Annotated in this window: 14 protein-coding genes and 1 tRNA gene; 4 read left to right on the top strand and 11 right to left on the bottom strand. The window is 38.0% G+C overall.

Features of this window, described 5'->3' with window-relative positions; genetic code table 11:
- Positions 1-34: 34 nt before the first annotated feature.
- A tRNA-Asp gene (locus tag QM524_RS08870) sits at positions 35-108 on the bottom strand.
- A gap of 106 nt (positions 109-214) precedes the next feature.
- Between QM524_RS08870 and QM524_RS08865 the strand changes: the two genes are divergently transcribed.
- Entirely contained in the window at positions 215-733 is a 519-nt protein-coding gene (locus QM524_RS08865) for a DinB family protein (protein WP_283344279.1), read from the top strand.
- 292 nt (positions 734-1,025) lie between these two features.
- Here QM524_RS08865 and QM524_RS08860 read toward each other — a convergent pair whose 3' ends face one another.
- Entirely contained in the window at positions 1,026-5,534 is a 4,509-nt protein-coding gene (locus tag QM524_RS08860; protein WP_283344278.1) for a translocation/assembly module TamB domain-containing protein, read from the bottom strand.
- Between the two features lie 223 nt (positions 5,535-5,757).
- Here QM524_RS08860 and tsaD point away from each other — a divergent pair, with 223 nt between their 5' ends.
- Complete coding sequence (gene tsaD / locus QM524_RS08855) at positions 5,758-6,756, top strand: tRNA (adenosine(37)-N6)-threonylcarbamoyltransferase complex transferase subunit TsaD (protein WP_283344277.1); 999 nt, start codon at positions 5,758-5,760, stop codon at positions 6,754-6,756.
- 60 nt (positions 6,757-6,816) lie between these two features.
- Here tsaD and QM524_RS08850 read toward each other — a convergent pair whose 3' ends face one another.
- The gene (locus tag QM524_RS08850) at positions 6,817-7,365 is read right to left on the bottom strand and encodes a hypothetical protein (protein WP_283344276.1); all 549 of its coding nucleotides are present in this window, start codon (positions 7,363-7,365) and stop codon (positions 6,817-6,819) included.
- Between the two features lie 102 nt (positions 7,366-7,467).
- A complete protein-coding gene (locus tag QM524_RS08845) occupies positions 7,468-8,220 on the bottom strand; it encodes a DeoR/GlpR family DNA-binding transcription regulator (RefSeq protein WP_283344275.1) in 753 nt (250 codons plus the stop codon).
- 71 nt (positions 8,221-8,291) lie between these two features.
- Here QM524_RS08845 and nudK point away from each other — a divergent pair, with 71 nt between their 5' ends.
- The gene (nudK, locus tag QM524_RS08840) at positions 8,292-8,864 is read left to right on the top strand and encodes a GDP-mannose pyrophosphatase NudK (RefSeq protein ID WP_283344274.1); all 573 of its coding nucleotides are present in this window, start codon (positions 8,292-8,294) and stop codon (positions 8,862-8,864) included.
- Between the two features lie 229 nt (positions 8,865-9,093).
- Here the strand turns inward: nudK and QM524_RS08835 are convergent, their stop codons facing one another.
- The 5 genes from QM524_RS08835 to QM524_RS08815 form a co-directional block, all read right to left on the bottom strand.
- The gene (locus QM524_RS08835) at positions 9,094-10,374 is read right to left on the bottom strand and encodes an adenylosuccinate synthase (protein ID WP_095162257.1); all 1,281 of its coding nucleotides are present in this window, start codon (positions 10,372-10,374) and stop codon (positions 9,094-9,096) included.
- 182 nt (positions 10,375-10,556) lie between these two features.
- Entirely contained in the window at positions 10,557-11,057 is a 501-nt protein-coding gene (locus QM524_RS08830) for a Fur family transcriptional regulator (RefSeq protein ID WP_095162259.1), read from the bottom strand.
- Between the two features lie 414 nt (positions 11,058-11,471).
- Complete coding sequence (locus QM524_RS08825; RefSeq protein ID WP_166579785.1) at positions 11,472-13,727, bottom strand: RelA/SpoT family protein; 2,256 nt, start codon at positions 13,725-13,727, stop codon at positions 11,472-11,474.
- A gap of 664 nt (positions 13,728-14,391) precedes the next feature.
- A complete protein-coding gene (locus QM524_RS08820; protein WP_283344273.1) occupies positions 14,392-15,423 on the bottom strand; it encodes a hypothetical protein in 1,032 nt (343 codons plus the stop codon).
- Between the two features lie 301 nt (positions 15,424-15,724).
- On the bottom strand, positions 15,725-17,620 hold the full coding sequence (locus QM524_RS08815) for a tetratricopeptide repeat protein (protein WP_283344272.1): 1,896 nt from the start codon (positions 17,618-17,620) through the stop codon (positions 15,725-15,727).
- Between the two features lie 190 nt (positions 17,621-17,810).
- Here QM524_RS08815 and QM524_RS08810 point away from each other — a divergent pair, with 190 nt between their 5' ends.
- Positions 17,811-18,326, top strand: coding sequence for a GNAT family N-acetyltransferase (locus QM524_RS08810; RefSeq protein ID WP_283344271.1), 516 nt, complete (start codon positions 17,811-17,813; stop codon positions 18,324-18,326).
- 319 nt (positions 18,327-18,645) lie between these two features.
- On the opposite strand, the gene dapF is transcribed toward QM524_RS08810, so the two are convergent.
- Both dapF and ispF read right to left on the bottom strand, forming a co-directional pair.
- The gene (gene dapF / locus QM524_RS08805) at positions 18,646-19,413 is read right to left on the bottom strand and encodes a diaminopimelate epimerase (protein ID WP_283344270.1); all 768 of its coding nucleotides are present in this window, start codon (positions 19,411-19,413) and stop codon (positions 18,646-18,648) included.
- 178 nt (positions 19,414-19,591) lie between these two features.
- Positions 19,592-20,068: a 2-C-methyl-D-erythritol 2,4-cyclodiphosphate synthase gene (ispF, locus tag QM524_RS08800; protein ID WP_283344269.1), complete on the bottom strand. Its 477-nt coding sequence runs from the start codon at positions 20,066-20,068 to the stop codon at positions 19,592-19,594.
- Positions 20,069-20,113 lie beyond the last annotated feature (45 nt).

Raw genomic sequence — 20,113 nt, 5'->3', positions numbered from 1 at the left:
AAACCAAAAAAGCACTCATTTCTGAGTGCTTTTGCGGTCTGGACGGGACTCGAACCCGCGACCCCATGCGTGACAGGCATGTATTCTAACCAACTGAACTACCAAACCTTTGTACAATTTTTGCTTTTTGCGATTGTGTTGCTGAATTGTGATGCAAAATTAGTGCTTTTTTTTAAGAAGTCAATACTTTTGTGAAAAAAAAGCAAAAAAAAATATGAGACAGGCCGAAAAATCTGAGTATCCTCAGCATAAGTATTTCTCAAGATATATCGAGTATTCTGATAGTCAGGATGTTATCGAGATGCTTACCAAGCAGAAAGAAGAAGTACTTTTTTTGATGAAAAATTTGTCGGTTGAGCAACAAAAATACCGATATGCCGAAGGAAAATGGTCAATTCAGGAATTATTGGGACATATCACCGATACCGAGCGTATTTTTTCCTATCGTTCTGTATGTATTGCTCGTGGTGAAAAAAATCCTTTGCCAGGCTTTGACGAAAACGAATACATGGAGGCTGCCAATTTCGAATCTCAACCTTTCGAGGATTTATTGGAGCAATATCGCTTAGTTCGTGAGTCATCGATTGCTCTTTACCGCTCCATGACCGAGGAGGTGGCTTCACGCATGGGAAATGCCAATGGCTTTGCGGTATCTGCTCGGGCTTATGCTTGGGCTATTGCAGGTCACGAAGCCCATCACTTATCAATTATACGTGAGAGATATTTGGGATAGGTTTGGATATTGGATTTGGGATGTGGGATTTCGGATTAGTAGTGTACGAAGGAATATAAAAACCATTTATTTCGGATATTGGATTTTGGATTTCAGAAGTGTAGGCTTTTATGTTTTGTAAAAAATAGAGGTATTTTACTTTATTTCCGAAATCAGAAATCCCAAATCTGCAATAGTTTGAAATCTTTCTTACAGTCCTAATTTCGAATATTGGATTTTGGATGTGGAAGCTGTGAGCAAAACCGCCCTATTTCCGAAATCAGCAATCCCAAATCTACAATTACTACAAACGCTATTCTGCTGTTTCTTTGACTGGTTTTTTGTATTTGTTGGGGAACAAGTAATTAAAGCTTTTTGAATAAAGGATTGACATGCCTCCTGAGGTGAAGGTCTGATATTGGGTATTTAAAGAGCCCAATATAGAGGTTTGTACATTGCGATTGTAGGTCTTCAAACGCAAACTGCCATCACGCTGAATAAACCATTCCAGCGACCAGTCTCCAATCAAAGATAGGGCATTGGTTTGGTTTAATGCGGTGGTAAAACCACCACTTCGAGTGATTCTAAATCTATCGTTGAAATTGTATGAAAAACGTAACTGGAGATTATTGATTAAGTCTTGATTCAAGCCACTTCCGTTGAAAGTTAGGTCAACATTGAGGTTTTGATCAATTTTTGAAAATACATTACTCAACTGATTAGAAGCTAATTCCATTAGGTTATTCACCAAATTGACCGAAGCAAAAGCCGCTGCCGAATTGGATACCATTTGCCCCAAAAGCAATACATTACTCACCTGACGGTTGAGCTCTTGTTCGTCGGTACGAATACGGTTTTGGAATGCCGTTACACCTGAATTAAATTCTGGGTTTTGTGGATAATCATGTAATTTCAAATCGAAACTAATAGCTGGTTGCAATAACCTGTCTCGCAGCTGAATAATGACATCGACAGGATATCGACGAGTAAATTCTGGACGATTTTTGTAGGTCGATGAGCCAGTTGAAACCGTATCAATCACAGAACCCAAATAGTTGACATTTTGCGTATAGGCTGCTCTAATATCAAGCATGGCCTCATATGGATTGCCAGACCAACTGATGCGACTTCCTCTTTGAATAGAGAATTTTTTATTGATAATATTCTGGAATGTAAATGTATAATCTCCTCTATCAAGGGCATAGTCGCCAGTCATACTGAAGTCGCCTTTGGTATCAATTTTCAAGTTGATTTTACCTGCCCCATATGCACGCATAATATCACCTGTTTGCTTATCAAATTGAACTTCTCCGTAGGCATCAGGCGTAAATTCAAATTTGAAATCCATTCGAATACGACTCGATGTATCTTCTTTTTTCTTCTTCTCGTTCTTAGTATCGTCTGGATTTTTTGCCACCAAAAATTCTATTTCTTCTTGACTTCCAGCATCTTGAGCGTTGTCCAACGGAATATACAATCGAGTCCCTCTATCACTAATCAAATTGGCATCAATCACAATATTGTTGAACGGGCCATCTATTGACACCTTGCCACTTGCATAGCCTGTTCCGTAGTAAAGGTTGTTGTCTCTCTTGGTGGTATTTAGTAATTTGAAACGAGATAAATTCAAGTTCAAACCCAGTGAGAAATTGTTGCTACCATCATAATATACCCCGCCTATTAGCGACGCTTTATTACCTTCGTCGTCATAAACTGTCATTTTCTTAGCAAAAATTTCATCGACGTCAAAGTGGATTTTATCCTCGAAGTTCAGGGTGGTTTTTAGATAGTCAAAAAACAAAGAGCCTTTTTTGACATCAATTACACCGTTAAAAATAGGGTGACGAAGGTTGCCTGTAATCTTTAAATCGCCACTGGCTGTTCCTTTCAAATTAGAGAATACTCCTTTGGTAAATGGCTCCAGAATCTGTAAACTTGTCTGGTTTAGGTTGGCAGTCAAATTGAGAGAATTGGTTTCCTGCATAGGGTCATACGTTCCCTGAAATTTCAAGATATGATTATTCAGACGTTCAAGATCATAGTCCAAACGAACAATATGTGCCTCTTGGTCGTAAATACCAGAACCTTCAAAATTACCAATCAGGAAATTATCAAGGGTAAGTCCCTCTATTCTCAGTTGCGAGTCAGCATTGATATGTTTATACACTTCTTTGAGTGTCACATCGGCATCGACCGTGCCGCTAACATTCAGTGCTACAACAGGAGCTAAAGTTTCCAAACTAAAGTTTTTGGCCTTAAAATTCATGGCCTCGGTCGAGTCTTCCGATATTTTTCCATCTAAGGCGATATATTGGTCATCATTAGCAATCATGAAGTTTTTAGCACCCAAATCTTTCCCAACAATAGTGACTAGGTTTTCAGGATTTATCTGCCAACGTTTATCCAACACTTTAAACTCCGACTTATTGAATTGTAGTGATATTCCTTCCTGCATAAAACCCAAGGTTCCATTGAGTGTAGCCTCGTTGGTGGTATTTTGCTGGCGAATTTTACTCGTAAAACGAATGCTATTATCATCTCCCCAAGATGCCTCTAAATCAAACTTTTCGGTAGGTTCAAGAATACTGATTTTTTGCTTTTGGGAATTCAATACCACCGAGGCTAATACCGCTGGAGAGTTATAAAACTTAGAAGAATTGAGGTCAATATGACTACCATAAAATTGATAGTTTTTGCCCAAAATCAAGGTGTCAATTTTAGATTCTAAAGAAAAAGTAGAGGTCGAGCCTATGCCAAAAGTACCTTTAAATTGGGTGTTTTTAGAAATCTTACCTTCAGGATATACCAAGGCCATAAAAGGATAGAAGTCCTTCAGTGTCAGCAAATAATCTATTTCATAATTGAGTGGCACGAAATAAGGTTTTTTAGCATAATAGTCATTTCGCTCTTGCTCATTACCCACAAAATAGAGCGAATATTCCTTGACTAATTGCATCAAATCTTGTGTTGCTTTTGAAGGTAAAAACTTTCCTTTGAAGGCAACATCCGCCTGCGGCGATTCCAAAGACCATAGGCGTTCTTGAGGCAATATTTTTGAGGTAAATCTTACCGTATCTACATACAAATTACGCGTATTATACCCCAATACTGTATGATACAACAAAGCTCCGCCTTTCAATTTATCGACATTGATTCCATCAAATTCGACATCCAGATAGGTGGAAATACGCCAATCGTCTTTGGTGAAAAATAGATTTCGTAAATTAGCTTTTGAAAGTTTTCCAAAAAGGTCAACTTGTTCTTTTTGATTTCTTAAGTCTACTTTTCCATAAAGGTTAAAAACCAAGTTGGTATCATTCACAATTACCCGACCATCAAAAAGTTGCTTGGCAAGCTTGCCTTTGACATATACATTTTTGTAGTCGTATTTATTAAATTGTAAACTATTGATATCGCCATCAAATTGAAGTTCAGAGTCTTTCCAACTAAAACCATGACCTTCAATTTTACCATTGAGCGAGACATTCCCAAGTAAGGTCTCTTCCAACAAAGTTCCTATCCTAAACTCCTGCGCTTTGACTAATCCCGAATAAGTTGATTTAGCAGACTCAGGTTTGAGCACCATGCTCACATCTACGTCTAATTTACCTAACTCTGATTCAAGTAAACCTGTAGTTTTAAACTGGGAAACTGTTCCCACAAAAGTCCCATCAAAGTTGACATAGCCAAACTTCTTAATCGCTTTTACAGGATCAGGACCGATATAATTTTGTAAATCTTCTACCTGTACATGCGATTTTTTCATCGCTAATTGCATGTGGGCTTTTGAGATAGATGGTAGACCTTTAAAGGTAAAATCACCCCGCAATTTTGATTTTTTGCCAAAGTACAAATCAAAATTTTGTAGTTTAAAATCATTAACGATACCATCAAATTTCCCATTCAGATGATAAGCGTCTTTGAATTCATACATATCGTTGACAAACCTCCCCAAATCATCTGAGGTCACAAATGTTGAATCAAAATTGGCTCGCATTCTGACTTTGGAGTTCCAATGCTTGAAGTCTTTTTGAGATTTGAAAGACATCAAAATTTGGTTTTTGACCGTTGAGTTATTCAACTTCAGCAATAGATTATCAAAACGCATTTGCGTATCCGAAATCAAGAAATTGGTCGTTAACTCTTTGATTCTTGTATTTGAAAAACGATCATATCCTTTCAAAGTCGTTTTGAAACTTACTGTATCTCGAATCAGGGTAAAATCATTGAGGTGCGCTTCCAACTCATGAAGCGTAAAGTGATAATGATCGAAAGACTTGCGACTATTCAAATAAGGTTCAGATTCATCATTTAGGGTAAAAATACCATCCTGAATATTTGCCTCTCGAATAATAAAAGGCGAAGGCTTGTGATTTTTGGGTCTAGGTTCTTTGGAGGCTGTAAGTTTGTTGATACGACGAATAAATTCATCAATATTCAAATCGCCTTTTTTATCAATTACCAAAACTACCTTTGGACGAAACAAACGAACATAATCGAGGACGTTTTGGGTGCTATCTTGTACCAAACTTTTTAATTGAAAATCTACATCGAGTTTTTCAATATCAATCATCTGGTAGCCCTGATAATCTTTTACACGTACGCCTTCGAGGGTGGCTTCATCAAAAAAGTGAATCGTCACTTTGTCTAACTCGATAGGATAACCTAAAGCTGCCGAAATTTTGGGAGCAAAATATTGTGCAAGTTTCGTTTGCACATAGGAAGTTTTCAATACTGATACCAATAATACAACCAAAATCATGACCCCTACTAAAGCATAAAGGACTGTTTTTGTTGATATTTTGAGTGCATTGAAAATCATTTAACTCGAAACGGTAATCGGGGTTGGGTATGTGTATCAACGGAATATTCCGCAGAATCAAACTAAGAGATAGATTTGGGTGTTATGCTTTTAAAACGAAACAGAAGCAAAAGCCGTATATTAAGTTTAAAGATGTTTACTTGACTTGGTTGCTAGGCTACCTATTTGTCAATGTTAACCAGCTTTAAAAATGATTGGTTATCTTTGTGAAAAATTTTGAAACATGACCATTTTAGCGATAGAATCCTCTTGCGACGACAGTTCAGCAGCCGTTATTATTGATGGCAAACTTCATTCCAATATTGTCGCAAGCCAAGCCATACATCAAAAATGGGGCGGCGTTGTTCCCGAACTTGCCAGCCGTGCCCATCAGCAACATATTGTGCCTGTAGTAGCCGAAGCTTTAGCCACAGCGAAGATAACAAAATCTGACCTAAATGCCATAGCTTTTACACGTGGACCAGGGCTTTTGGGCTCTTTATTAGTGGGTACTTCTTTTGCCAAAGCATTGGCACTCGGTTTGAATATTCCGTTGATTGATGTACACCACATGCAAGCGCACGTTTTGGCACATTTTATTGATGAGCCCAAACCTCAGTTTCCATTCCTTTGTCTGACCGTTAGCGGTGGTCACACACAAATTGTGTTTGTTCGTTCGGCTCTCGACATGGAAATTATTGGCGAAACCCAAGACGATGCTGTTGGTGAAGCTTTCGACAAAACCGCAAAACTATTGAATTTGCCGTATCCCGGTGGACCACTTATCGATAAGTATGCCAAAGAAGGTAATCCATTACGCTTTGAATTTCCGACTGTCGAAATGCAAGGTTTGAATTATTCTTTCTCAGGAATTAAAACAGCATTTTTGTACTTTTTACAGAAAGAAACTGCCAAGAACCCAAATTTTGTTGAGGAGAACATCAAGGATATTTGTGCTTCGATGCAACATACTTTAATTAAAATTTTGCTTCAAAAACTCAAAAAAGCAGCTAAGCAATATAAAATTAAGGATATTGCTATCGCAGGTGGAGTTTCTGCTAATTCGGGTTTGCGTGCCGAATTACAGAAGTTGGGAGACGAGCTTGTTTGGAATGTCTATATTCCTCAATTTCAATATTGTACCGACAACGCTGGGATGATTGCGATGGCGGCGCATTTCAAAGCTGAAAAAGGTGAATTTTGTGGTCAGGATGTAAGTCCAATGCCACGAATGGAATGGTAAAATGTTGTAAAAAATGAAGCGTTTTGAGTGAGATGTTTTTTGCTCAAAACGCTTTTGCTTTTAAGCAAAAAATGCTTTCATAGCCGACCAAAGGGCTTTTTTGCGTGTTACGTCGTCTTTTATTTCTCCTAAAGCATCCGAATACAAAAATCTTACGCCCTGCACTTCTCTAATCTGATAGGGGGTCAATGGAATTTCTAATTGTATTCTGAATAATGATACGCCAAAAGTAAGTAGTTGTCGAAGTGATTTTTGAGTCAAAATATTCTTTAAACTTGTATCGCCCACTTTTGATAAGTCTAATAAGTCTACTTGGTTGATTTGCAATTGAACGGCTCCCAAGATTTTTCCCAAAAGCTCCATTTCTTCTTGATTGATATTATCTACCAAAATCAACACTTGATTTTTAGGATTATATGGAATAAAGTCTGGCACACTTGCTACAGGAGCAGGTGTTGGTGGTACTACAGTTTTTTGTACTTTTTCTGGTTGAATCTCTTCAGGTACTTTTACAACAGGAGCAGCAAGGTCTTGTTTATTGGCTGCATCAGCAGGAATTTTGTAAATAATGTCTTCTGAAAAAAGATATTGTAAAAAAGATTTATCCATATGACTCGAGAAAAAGTGATGATACTAGAGAATGTGGGTATATCTCTAATCAATATACAAATATCGGAATAGCTTTTTAGAAAAGCTCTACTTCTTGAGATACTAACCAATAATTTTCAAGCCTTTTTGCTCATATTGTGCCAATAAAGCCTTATCCGCTGAGGCATCAGTAATCAATACATCGAGCATATCGAAGGAGGCAAATTGTAGATAGGCTTCTTTTTCAAGCTTGGAGGCATCGCATAACAAAATGACTTCTTGGGCGTGCTGGGCAAGGGCTGTTGCAATGCTCGCTTCCTTTTCGGAGGCAGCACTCAAACCTCTAGCCAATGATATGCCATCGATCCCTAAAAATGCCTTATTGGCCTGATAACGAGCGATATGCTCTAAGGCAATTGTTCCATGAATAGCTTGTCGCTCGGCATCTAGCTCTCCACCGATAAGATTGACAGATACCTCAGTCCCCATTAGCTCATACACAATTGGCAATGAATTAGTGATGACTTTGATGCGTTTATGTTTGATATACTGACACAAACGGGACACCGTACTGCCACAATCTAGAAATATCACATCACCTTCTTCTATTAATTGACTAGCTTTTTGGCAGATATAGTCCTTCTCCGCCATGCGACTAGTGGACTTGTTGGCAAAACTTGTAGGTGTTTGTAACAAACTCATTTTCATCGCTCCGCCATGTGTGCGATACAAAAGACCTTGCTCAGACAAAGTCGCTAAGTCTCTTCGTACTGTAATCTCAGAAATTTGTAACAAATCGGCTAAGTCTTTGACTTCTACAGAGCCTTTTTCTTCGACCGTTTGTAAAATAAGCTGTTTGCGGAGTTGGTAATTCATGGGAAATTTAGTTGTTTTGAATAATTAATCAAAAATAATCATTTTCAATCAAAAATAATCAAATTGGTTTTATGACTTCATCCATCAAAATTATCGACGAAAAGCTTTTGTCTGACAATTGGTACATTTTAAAAAAATACACTTTTGAATATCAGCGCAAAGATGGTAAAATAGAAACACAATCTCGTGAAGTTTATGACCGAGGCAATGGCGCTACCATTCTTTTGTATAATAGTCAGAAAAAAACGGTGATTTTGACCCGACAGTTTAGAATTCCGACCTATGTTAACGGCAACAAAGATGGAATGCTTATTGAAACTTGTGCAGGCTTGCTCGACCAAGATGAACCAGAAATAGCTATCAAGCGAGAAACTGAGGAAGAAACGGGTTATCGTATTTCGGAAGTAGAAAAAGTTTTTGAAGCCTACATGAGTCCTGGTTCGGTAACTGAAATTTTATATTTCTTTATTGCTGAATATTCCCAAGAAGACGTTGCAAATGAAGGAGGGGGAGTTGAAGATGAAGAAATTGATGTACTAGAGTTACCGTTTGAACAAGCAATCAATATGGTGAAAACAGGCGAAATAAAAGATGGAAAAACCATTATGCTGTTGCAGTATTTACAACTACATAAAAATTTCTAAATTTCTAATTGAGTGAATGGTGATTGAGTGTATGAGTGATTATTAAGAATATGAATTTCATTTTAGAAACAAAATGGTTTGTGTATAAAACATAAATGCTGAATTGTAAGAGGGAAACTGTGAGTGTAAAGTTTTGTTTATCAATATTTTACACTCACAATTCACCACTCGCAATTCAGCATTTATAATTTGTTAATTAGCTGACTGCTAAAAGCCCAAAGCCAATAGCTTAAGCTAACGCACCTCTCAACACACACTCATCACGGTCAGGACCAGTCGAGATAAAGTTGATTGGCAAGCCTAATTTTTCTTCCAAGAAAGCAATGTAGCCAGTCAATTCAGCAGGAAGGCTTTCGAAAGTTCTTAAGCCAGCCAAAGACGTGTTCCATCCTTTCAATGTTTCGTAGATAGGCTCTACTTGTGTATCTGTTAAATCGTAAGGCAATTGCTCAGTGATAGTACCATCTGGCAATTTGTAAGCCGTACAAATGTTGATTTCTTCGAAAATATTCAATACGTCAACCTTCATCATTACCAATTGTGTAACGCCGTTGATCATCATAGCATATTTCAATGCAGGAAGATCAATCCATCCACAACGACGAGGACGACCTGTAGTTGAACCAAACTCACGACCTTCTTGACGCATACGTTCACCTACTTCGTCAAGCAATTCCGTCGGGAAAGGACCTGAACCTACACGTGTAGCATAAGCTTTGAAGATACCGTAAACCTCACCAATGTTTTTTGGAGCAACGCCCAAACCTGTACAAGCACCAGCAGTAACAGTGTTTGAAGATGTTACGAAAGGATATGAACCAAAATCTACATCAAGTAAAGAACCTTGAGCACCTTCAGCCAAGATTGTTTTTCCTTCTGTCAACGCGTTGTTTACAGAATATTCAGAATCTACCAAGTTGAATTGTTTCATAAATTCAACCGCTTCGAAGAACTCTTGTTCAGCAGCAGTCAAATCATATTCAAACTGATAAACATCCAAGATACCCTTATGACGAGCTACAAGCGCATCATATTTTGCTTTAAAGTTTGGAGAGATAATATCTCCAACACGCAAACCTTGACGAGAAATTTTGTCTGTGTAAGTAGGACCGATACCTTTCAAAGTAGATCCGATTTTGGCATCACCTTTAGCTTTTTCGTAAGCTGCATCTAGCAGGCGGTGAGTAGGAAGGATAATAGAAGCCTTTTTTGAAACTTCGAGGTTTTGTTGCAAGCTCAAATTATACTTTGCAAGACCATCGATTTCTTTTTTGAAGATGATTGGGTCAAGAACCACACCGTTACCGATGATGTTTTGAACCTCTTGACGAAAAATTCCCGAAGGAATTTGATGCAAAACATGTTTGAATCCGTCGAATTCTAATGTGTGTCCAGCATTAGGGCCACCTTGAAAGCGGGCAACAACTTGATATTTAGGAGCTAAAACGTCAACGATTTTACCTTTACCCTCATCGCCCCACTGCAAACCCAACAATACATCTACTGCCATTTTTATTACTTGGTATCACAGGCTACGCCCGTATTTAGAGTTACGAAATTTTACAGGCCATTGCCTGCGGTACGAAATGAAAGGCAAAGATAATTAATCTTATTAGGAAAAGCCCTTATCTATAGAGGAAATTTGAGAATTCTCTGAGGTATTATACTTACGATACTCCAGAGAATTCTATTCTAATGGTCAGATTCGCCATTAACAGAAAGCTGTTGTTGAAGAGCTTTTTTATGTTCACAATCCGTTTTGGTACATGAACCATAAAAAATCAAAGAGTGGTGCATCACATTGAATTGTAGCATTTCGCCCACCATCGACTGAATGGTTTGGACACGTGGATCGCAAAACTCAGTTACATGGTGACAGTCAGTACAAATCAAGTGGTCATGTTGGCGACGGCCATAAGATTTTTCGTATTGTGCAATATTTCTACCAAATTGATGTTTGGAAACCAAATCACATTCTACTAATACATCTAAGGTATTATACACAGTTGCACGCGAAACCTGATACTTCTTATTCTTCATCGAAATATAAAGCTCCTCCACATCAAAATGGTCGTCACGTGAGTAAATCTCTTCCAAAATCGCAAAGCGTTCTGGCGTTTTTCTCAGCCCTTTATTTTCAAGATATGCTGTAAAAATTTTCTTTACAGCCTCCAAATTAGCGTTTGATGGCATTGTTTAATGGCTTCGGTGATTAGTTTATGAAAAGCTGGTTCAATGTCCAAAAACTAAACACTCAATAATTCATGAAGATTCAATTTTAGACTAAATCTATTCTTTATACAAAATAACTCAATTTCAGATTAAAATGGAAATTTATCAGAAAGCTTTAGTCAGTATCGTAGATTAGTAGTGTACGAAAGATTGTAAGAACTATCTATTTCGGATATCGGATGTTGGATTTCGGAAATGTAACCTACCGTTTTATTTATATTTTGAAAAAATCGAGGTATTTTACTTTTTTCGAAATCAGAAATCCCCAATCTGCAATAGTTAGAAATCCTTTATACAGTACTAATATGGGATATAAGATTGCGGATTTAAGATTTTCTAAATCCGCAATCCAACTTCCCATATCCGAAATATTCTTTATTCCCCTCTCTCGATTTCCACAACGCCACTTACTTGCTCTAACGAGCTTACTAATTTTTCTAGATGCGCAGTGTTATTGACCATCAAAGCAATTTTTCCCTCAAAAATGCCATCTTTTACGCCAATAGAAAGGTTTTGGATATTGACTTGCAAGTCTTGAGAAATTACTCTCGTAACGTCGTTCATCAAACCCATGCGGTCGGTTCCTTTGATAATCAAATGTGCCACAAAAGACATTTCTATCTTAGATGCCCACACGGCTTTTAGGACGCGGTCGCCATGTCGTGACAACAATTCGGGGGCATTAGGACAACTCGTACGGTGAATCTTGATACCCTCGTTGATAGTTACAAAACCAAATACATCGTCACCTGCGATTGGATTACAACATTTTGCCAATGTGTAATCAATCTTATCCATATCTTCTCCAATCAATAAAGCATCGGCATCTTTGCGGTCGCCATGAAGTTTCTTGAGCTCTTTTACCAAGTTTTTGGTATTGGTTAAAGGCTCCTGAATACTCTTTGCAGCTTGCTTACGCTCATGCGATTCTCGGTCAGACTTCCAGCGTTTTAGTTCGTCTAGTTGGATATAACCTTTTCCAAAACGATAGAATAAGTCGTTGGCATCTTTGGCATTGAAATATGCTCTTAGCTGGTTGGTTACCTCTAAGGTTAGTACATTGATACCAAGAATTTTCAAACGGTGCTCCACCATATCACGCCCCACAATGACGTGCTGTTTGTTAGCTTCTTTGATATAGTCTTTAATGCGTGACTTGGCCTTGGTAGTTACCACAAAACCTAACCAATCTTCAGATGGTTTTTGTTTTGCCGAAGTCATACATTCGATAATATCACCCGTTTTGAGTTTGTAACTCAATGGCACTAACTTATTGTTGACCTTGGCCCCGATACAACGAGCGCCAACCTCTGTGTGGATTTCGAAGGCAAAGTCCAAAGCTGTTGCACCGTCTTTAAGAACAACCAGTTTTCCTTTGGGCGTATAAACAAATACCTCTTCATTATACAAACTACTACGAATATCATCGACCAATTCCACTGCTGATTGTTGGGCTTTGTCAGAAGAATCTAAGGCTTCGCGAATCTGCGACAACCACGATTCAAAAGCTTTATTGGTACGAGTATCATTTCCTTTGTATTTCCAGTGGGCGGCGAAGCCTTTTTCAGCAATCTCATCCATTCGTGTAGTACGGATTTGTACTTCTACCCAACGACCTTTTTTACCTGAACCCATTACAGTAGTATGCAATGACTCGTAACCATTGGATTTGGGATTGGAAATCCAGTCTTTCAAACGGTCGGGGTTGGGTTTGTAATGGTCAGTTACCATTGAATATACTGCCCAACAAGCTGCTTTTTCTTGTTCTTTGGGAACATCCAAAATAACTCGAACAGCAAACAAATCATATATCTCGTCAAAAGGTACATTGCTTTTTTTGAGTTTATTATGAATTGAATAAATCGATTTTGGACGTCCTTTTATGACATGTTTGAAATTCATATCCTGAAGCCCTTTCTCAATAGGTCGGATAAAGCTTTGAATAAACTTCTCTCTGGATGCTTTCGTTTCTTTGAGCTTTTTCGCAATTTCTTTGTAGACTTCTGGTTCAGTATATTTTAAACAAAGGTCTTCTAGCTCGGACTTGATAGCGTGCAAACCCAAGCGGTGTGCAAGAGGAGCATACAGATAAAATGTTTCTGAGCTGATTTTCAGTTGCTTATCGCGTGCCATGCTTGTGAGTGTACGCATATTATGCAGACGATCGGCAAGTTTGATTAAAATCACACGGATATCATCAGATAGCGTCAATAACATCTTTCTGAAGTTCTCTGCTTGTTGAGAAGAACCATGTTCGAATACGCCTGAAATTTTGGTTAATCCATCGATGATTTTGGCAACCTTGGAACCAAACTGCTCTGAAATTTCGTCGAGTGTTACCTCCGTATCTTCTACTACATCGTGTAGCAAAGCACAAATAATCGACGTAGCTCCGAGCCCTATCTCATCCACACAAATTTGCGCTACCGCAATGGGGTGGTAGATATAAGGTTCTCCAGATTTACGACGCATGTGTTTATGCGCTTCGACCGACATCAAAAATGCTTGTTTGATTAACTTGGCATCATTATCACGAAGATAGGGTTTGGCACTTGCGAGTAATTTTCTGTACCGTTTAAGGATTTCCTTCTTTTCTAATTCTAAGTCTATCGCTACAGCTTCTACGGACATATTAACACAGTTGGGGGACTAAAGTGGAAAAGCGTTAACAGAAATTAGTTATTAACCATATAGTACTGTACGAAGGATTATGAAACTGTTTATTTTGGATATCGGATGTTGGATTTCGGAAGTATAATTCTCTATATTTTGTAAAAAAAATAAAGGTATATTTCTTTATTTCCGAAATCAGAAATCCCAAATCTGCAATAGTTTGAAATCCTTTGTACAACCCTAATTAACCATATATAAATACACTACATGTAAAAATTTGAAAAATGAGAATTTTATTGAAAAGCAAAAAAACGACTCGTACAAACTTTTATATTATAGATACTCTTCACTCATCACTTCTATGAATAGTGGTTTGAATTGTGATTGTTTTTGGGTTAATAATTAAGGCATTTAGACAGGAAAGAGGCAGAAATACAATAACACTACGAAGGATATAGTCTATTAATCTTGAAAAATCTATTAAAATCAACACACCGACCTCACATTTCGGGTCACAGTACTCTGCTCATCGAGCCGATTGCTTACACTAAATTAAGCGTTTTAGCTTCAAAAACAAACTAAAAATCATAATCTTCGAGATTTTATCATCGATTTTTATCAAAAATAAAGGCGTTTTAGAACTTTAATTCTAAAACGCCTTTATGCCCCAAAAATGGACTTTTTATCTCAATGGAGGACATTTTACTGCTGGCATCAAGTGATAAACTAGCTTGATACGAGTCATTAAAAAACTGTCGTTAATTTTTCCTGTCGCATTACGCGAATTACCACTGTAAAATACCGCGGCATCTCTTGGATTGATGGGCGAATTGGGGTCTGCATAGGTTGACAAACCTGCATTGACAAACCACTGACGAATTTCGGGTAGACGGTCACGCCCCGTAGTGATGGATGTACTTTCTAACTCTCTGTGACTGAATGCCAAGGTATTTGGGTCTTGAACATCTTGTGGTAAGACATAAGGGCCACCCACGTCGTCGAGATAATCAGTGAGAGTGTATCTTAGACTAAACTCTACTCCAAAATCCCAACTTTGATTTACTTTATAATTAATCCCTATACCCGCAGGAATACTGACCGAAATGAGCTTGTAAGGAGAGGCATATCCTGGCAGACCTTGTCCTTCGGTACCAAGAGGCTGAAGACTAGTCCATTGTCCCGCTGGAATACTAATGCCTTGAGGAGCTTTTGCCATAGGATTATGATGAAATACCCCAACACCTGCAAACAAATAAGGCATAAGCTTGGTACGAGCACGATAATTACGATTTTGTTTGGCTAATTGATATACACCAACCACAGATAATTCTTTTACATCGTTTCTGAAATGAGCATTTCGCATAAAAAAGCTTTCCATTCCTGCCACACCCTGAAACTTGTTGTCGTCACCAGCAATGCGTACCCATGATAAGCCCACCCGAACGCCCCAATGTGGAGAAAGATAGCGCTCCCATTCAGCTCCTACATTCCATCGGATATCTTGCATAAAAGAAGGGATGATACGATAATAGGGTGCCAAGTCACCATAATAATGACTTGTTCCTAAGCCAAACGCTACAGAAGAGTGCTTTTCGTAGAGTTTACTTTCTGTACTTCTAGATTTATTTTTACCAAATGATAAAAATGACTGTCCGTGTCCTGACTTTCCCAACAACAGTATTAATGAGAGTGTAAGAAGGTATATTTTATTCATATCTATGTAGTGTTTGCTCCCTTGACAAAACGCTTTTCTAACTACTTTTATGTTACTTAGAACCAATATTTTTCAGGAAAGTAAGACACAAAATGTGATTTACAACAAGAATTTGATAAATATTTCTTTAAATCTGTTCGGGTAAAAACCTAATGGAAAGAGCGTCAACAACAAGAAGAAAAATAGAATTGGCTAAAGATAGTAACTATAGCAATAGATAAAAGGAGAAAAAGAGTAAAGTTATTTCACGGGATAAACAAACTTTACTCTTTAGGCAAGGACAAGTAACAACTCTACACTCTTATTTGCCCATTATTTTAAGATTTTGTAAAGCTACAGCATTGTTGGGTTGTTGTGCTAAAACAATTCGATAGTCAGCTTCGGCTTCCGTATTGTGTCCTAATTGCTGATGAGCAATACCTCGATTGAGATTAGCCGAATAATCTACCTGTGGTTCTGATTTGATGAGTTCATTTAATACTTCCAGTGCTTTCTTGGGGTTGCCTATTGAAATATAAGAAGCTCCTAACATGGTCAATGCTTGCGCTTTTTTCCGATTTGGCATGGTCAAGGATTTCTCAAAATCGGGAATAGCTTTTTGGGGCTGTTGAAGCGTAAAATAAGCAATTCCTCGGTTCATATAAGTCTCGCCTGACTTAGTACCTCTCTTGATGGCTTCATCAAAATATTGTAATGCTTTTGGAGTATCACCTTTGATTCCGTAAGCCGTTCCTAAGTTTTCCCAAGGACCAGTATCGCCTTTATAACCCAGTTCAATTGCTTTGAGGTTATTAGCGATAGACTCTTCTAATTTTCCTTCTTTTTCGCCTTGATATTTCCCTAGGGTATAATAAGCACGATAATCATCAGGATAGCGCTGAATAATAGTACTAAACAAGGTGCCAGTGTTTTCCCAAACAGCCACTTGCGCTTTGGTCTGGACAAAACAAAAACCACCAAATAAAAAGGCTATTGTCCATACGATTTGCCCAATTTGTGGTGACTTTTGTTGGATATATACCAAGCCGAGCGCAACCGCAAATAACAAACCAAAATATGGGATATAGGTATAACGATCGGCCATAATAGCTGCACCCACTGAAATGAATTGCAAAACTAGAGCAACCGTTATGGTAAAAAAGGCTATTCCAAAAAAGAAAGCTTTACTTTTTTTATAAAATACTCCTACCAATAGTAGTAAAATAATCGTGAAAACTAGTCCTACAGTATAAAATTGCACGTGAGCGCCACTACTTTCGTAAGGATAAAAAGGAGAAAGTTGTAGTGGTAAAAATAGATGATAGCAATACATCATAAAACCGTATCCTGCAAACTGAAGGCGTTCGCCAAGGGTAAATACTTTCAAATCTAAGGCAGTTTTTTGTTCGCCAATAGCATGTATCATCCCATGAAAATCACCTCCTGCTTGAATATTTGTAGCGATTAGTCCAAATAACAACGATACCATAAAGAATGGTATTTTTTCTATCAATACTTTAGGCTCCAACTTTCTGTCGTACCAATAATCCAACAGTAGTAAAACCACAGGCAATACCACCGCTTGTGCTTTTGAAAGACAGGATAGAACAAATAGTACCCATGTCCAAACTAATTTGGCGTTTTTGTTTTTCTGTAAATACTGTACGTATACAATACAAGCAGCCCAAAAGAATAGCCCATAAAGGACGTCTTTGCGCTCAGATACCCACGTTACAGACTCAACACGCATAGGGTGAACTCCGTAGATGAGGGCTACCCACAAGGCAACTATTTTATTCTTTTTACTAAGTAAAAAGGCTAAATATCCTACCAACAATACATTGATACTATGAAGGAGATAATTGGTTACGATAAATGACTTGGCTGAAGTACTTCCCCAAATACTGGCATTGAGCATCAATGACCAAATCGTAAGTGGGTGATAGTTGAGTGCTACATGGCTCTGCCAAGCTTCTAGCCAATGTCCTGAAGGTTGCGTTACCAAATAATTATTTTCGATATATACATGGTCATCCCAGTCTACAAATTGATGATTGAATCCACCCATAAAAGCAATAAGTACTATGACCAACAGCAGAACAATTCCTAAATAAAATTGCCAAGACGTGGAGGTATCAGTAGCGAGATTTGTCTCGAGTTTTGCGCCAGAAGGTTTGGGTTGAGCAATGGTTTTGGCAGGTTTACGATTTTTTGACATGGTATAAAGGGAAATGAGTTTTGCAAACTACTTTTAAGCATTTTATCACAAGCTATTGATGAAAGTCTAGCAAATACTAATCCTGAATATACGTATTTTCAAAAAGTTAATGAAATATTTGTTAGTAAAAGGAGAATAGTGCCGAAAGGCAGAGAGTTGCTAAAGAAATAAAGAAAACAGAAAACGTCGTATGTCCACAATATTTACACTCAGAGCATTTCGAGAAGGAGATGAAAACGCTCTGGTCAAACATGCCAATAATCCTAATGTTGCTAAGTATTTGAGAAATATTTTTCCTAGTCCCTATACACATGACGATGCAATTTGGTGGATTGATTTTAACAAAAGTCAAAAACCACCCTACACTTCGTTGGCCATATGTGTCGATGATGCTGTAGTGGGATGTATAGGTATAATTTTGGGGCAAGATATTCATGCGTGCCAAGCCGAAATAGGTTACTGGCTAGGTGAAGAATATTGGGGAAAAGGAATTATGTCGGAGGCACTCAAGCAAATGACAGCTTATACATTTGAACACTTCCCACATATTCAACGTATTTTTGCAGGGGTATTCGATACGAACAAAGCATCGCAAAAAGTGCTAGAGAGAGGCGGGTATCAATTGGAGTCTATTCAACCAAAATCTATCCTCAAAGACGGCAAATGCTATGATGGGTATTTGTATGTCGTTTTTAGAGGGGAATAAAGCAAAATGAGTCAACTCAAACTGAGTAAAATCTAGCATAGTAGCATCAAAAAAGCGGTCGGAAAGTATTTTCCAACCGCTTTTTGTTAAAAATTATGAGAATAAACCCAACCTTAAAACTTGGGAAGACTCATCACTCATACTCAGAACTGTACGAAGGAATTCTAACTATTGCGGATTTTGGATTTCTGATTTCGGAAATACAGTAAAACACCTTTGTTTTTTGCAAAATATAGAAGATTATACTTCCGAAATCCAACATCCGATATCCGAAATAAACAGTTTATATAATCCTTCGTACAGTACTAACTCATACTTCCTAATATTCTCCTTCAAATACTTTTACTGCCGGACCGATGAGGTAAATATTTTCGAAGCTATCTTCACCAGTCTTGGTAAATTCAATTCTTAAATCGCCTCCTAATACTTTTACGTCGATGGCATTTTCAAATCCTAAACGAAGATTTGCCGATAAAGCACAAGCTGTAACGCCTGTTCCACAAGCATAGGTCTCGTCTTCGACACCACGCTCATAAGTGCGTACCGAAAGAGCATTTGGGCCTGTAACTTCGACAAAGTTGACATTGGTTCCGCCTTTACTCACAAAAGGCTCGCCGTAACGAATACCTTTACCATGTGAATAAACATCATATTCCGCAAGGTTATCCACATATTCAACATAGTGTGGAGAACCAGTGTTCATAAAGTCGTATCTTTCAGTTTTTTCAACACCTTTTACATCAATCATTTTCAATGAAATAGTATCAGGATTTACTGATGCCTCGTGTTCTCCATCAATAGCGATAAACGTAGTTTGGTCGCCAATAACGCCTAAATCATGCGCAAAACGAACCAAGCAACGTCCACCATTGCCACACATTGAACCTTCGGTACCATCAGAATTGAAATAGACCATGCGGAAGTCATATTGCTCATCGCTTTGCAAAAGCATCAAACCGTCGGCACCGATACCAAAACGACGATGACACATTTTAGCTATTAATTCTTGAGAAACAGGAAAGCTTTTATCGCGGTCATCAATCACGACAAAGTCATTTCCAGCGCCTTGATATTTATAGAATTTCATGAGAAACAGTTTTTTAGTTAACAATATTTTAAGAGATAAGGGTTCAGCGATTTGGGATTTCAGATTTGGGATTTCAGATTTCGGAAATAAAGAAAAATACCTTTGTTTTAAAAACATATAAGCTTACACTTCCAAAATCCCACATCCGATATCCGAAATAGATACTTCAAATTCACAACTACTTCGTAATCAAGGCCACACATTGGGCAGCAATTCCTTCACCACGACCTACAAAACCAATATGCTCTGAGGTAGTAGCCTTGATAGAAAGATCTTCCTCGTCAATCTTCATTACCTCAGCTAATACTCGTTTCATTTCTGGAATATGAGGGTTTAACTTTGGTATTTGTAAGATAATAGTCACATCTATGTTGTTGACTTCCCAACCTGCTTCCCGAATCATTTCCATCACTCGTGCCAATAATATTTTGGAATCAACGCCTTTCCATTGTGGGTCTTTATCCGAAAAATGATACCCAATATTACGCATATTGGCAGCACCTAAAAGTGCATCACAAATTACGTGACAAGCAATATCGGCATCTGAGTGTCCGACTGCACCATGTGTATGAGGAACCTTGATACCTCCCAACCAAAAATCACGACCTTCTTCAAGGCGGTGAACATCATATCCTTGTCCTACTCTGATTTTCATGTTTTAATATTTAAGAAAAAGGTAACAAGAGCATTATCCCTTATT

This window comes from Flectobacillus roseus, assembly GCF_030056595.1.
In the GTDB taxonomy this organism is placed as follows: Bacteria; Bacteroidota; Bacteroidia; order Cytophagales; family Spirosomataceae; genus Flectobacillus; species Flectobacillus roseus.
The sequence above is the reverse complement of the archived record's forward strand: the minus strand, read 5'-3'. Positions and strand labels throughout refer to the sequence as shown.

What these genes read in the sequence shown, in the direction of transcription:
- ispF (WP_283344269.1), bottom strand. Translation starts at nt 20,068, where the DNA reads ATGAAAATCAGAGTAGGACAAGGATATGATGTTCACCGCCTTGAAGAA.
- QM524_RS08835 (WP_095162257.1), bottom strand. Translation starts at nt 10,374, where the DNA reads ATGGCAGTAGATGTATTGTTGGGTTTGCAGTGGGGCGATGAGGGTAAA.
- tsaD (WP_283344277.1), top strand. Translation starts at nt 5,758, where the DNA reads ATGACCATTTTAGCGATAGAATCCTCTTGCGACGACAGTTCAGCAGCC.
- nudK (WP_283344274.1), top strand. Translation starts at nt 8,292, where the DNA reads ATGACTTCATCCATCAAAATTATCGACGAAAAGCTTTTGTCTGACAAT.
- QM524_RS08830 (WP_095162259.1), bottom strand. Translation starts at nt 11,057, where the DNA reads ATGCCATCAAACGCTAATTTGGAGGCTGTAAAGAAAATTTTTACAGCA.
- QM524_RS08815 (WP_283344272.1), bottom strand. Translation starts at nt 17,620, where the DNA reads ATGTCAAAAAATCGTAAACCTGCCAAAACCATTGCTCAACCCAAACCT.
- QM524_RS08820 (WP_283344273.1), bottom strand. Translation starts at nt 15,423, where the DNA reads ATGAATAAAATATACCTTCTTACACTCTCATTAATACTGTTGTTGGGA.
- QM524_RS08860 (WP_283344278.1), bottom strand. Translation starts at nt 5,534, where the DNA reads ATGATTTTCAATGCACTCAAAATATCAACAAAAACAGTCCTTTATGCT.
- QM524_RS08810 (WP_283344271.1), top strand. Translation starts at nt 17,811, where the DNA reads ATGTCCACAATATTTACACTCAGAGCATTTCGAGAAGGAGATGAAAAC.
- QM524_RS08825 (WP_166579785.1), bottom strand. Translation starts at nt 13,727, where the DNA reads ATGTCCGTAGAAGCTGTAGCGATAGACTTAGAATTAGAAAAGAAGGAA.
- QM524_RS08865 (WP_283344279.1), top strand. Translation starts at nt 215, where the DNA reads ATGAGACAGGCCGAAAAATCTGAGTATCCTCAGCATAAGTATTTCTCA.
- QM524_RS08850 (WP_283344276.1), bottom strand. Translation starts at nt 7,365, where the DNA reads ATGGATAAATCTTTTTTACAATATCTTTTTTCAGAAGACATTATTTAC.
- QM524_RS08845 (WP_283344275.1), bottom strand. Translation starts at nt 8,220, where the DNA reads ATGAATTACCAACTCCGCAAACAGCTTATTTTACAAACGGTCGAAGAA.
- dapF (WP_283344270.1), bottom strand. Translation starts at nt 19,413, where the DNA reads ATGAAATTCTATAAATATCAAGGCGCTGGAAATGACTTTGTCGTGATT.